The organism is Vibrio sp. 10N.222.52.B7, assembly GCF_041474275.1.
Classification (GTDB): Bacteria; Pseudomonadota; Gammaproteobacteria; order Enterobacterales; family Vibrionaceae; genus Vibrio; species Vibrio crassostreae_C.
Window position 1 is genome coordinate 1 of the sequence record NZ_JBFRTU010000571.1, and the last position, 407, is coordinate 407.

Consider the following 407-nt stretch of genomic DNA (forward strand, 5'->3'; position numbering starts at 1 on the left):
GCGCTAAAGGTCTTTTGGAAAATACAAACCTGCACACCAGATTTGAAAAGTATTCTAAATGATATCATCGCGATTCAATATCTAGATAAGGATCATCGAACATCAACCTCTCTCGATATTGAGCTGCAACGGGCACTTTCAAATGTTGCGGTTGTACGAGGATCTGATGCTCATAAACTCGATGACATTGGGAAAGATGGAGGCTGCACTTGGGTCAAGTTAGGGGCTATAGGTATAGAATCTCTGCGCCTTTCCCTTCAAGACTCTGAATTCAGTGTACTTAACCAATCTTCAAACCCTAACTCTCTCCCTAATGCTTACATCAATGATATTACTATCCAAGGGATGGCACATTGCGGTGCAAGAGGAGTACCACCAAAAATCGAGTTGCACCCTCACTTCAATAC

Annotated in this window: 1 pseudogene; it reads left to right on the forward strand. The window is 42.5% G+C overall.

The features are described from left to right. Nucleotides 1-407, forward strand: a pseudogene (locus AB4512_RS24245) (hypothetical protein); the annotation flags it as partial.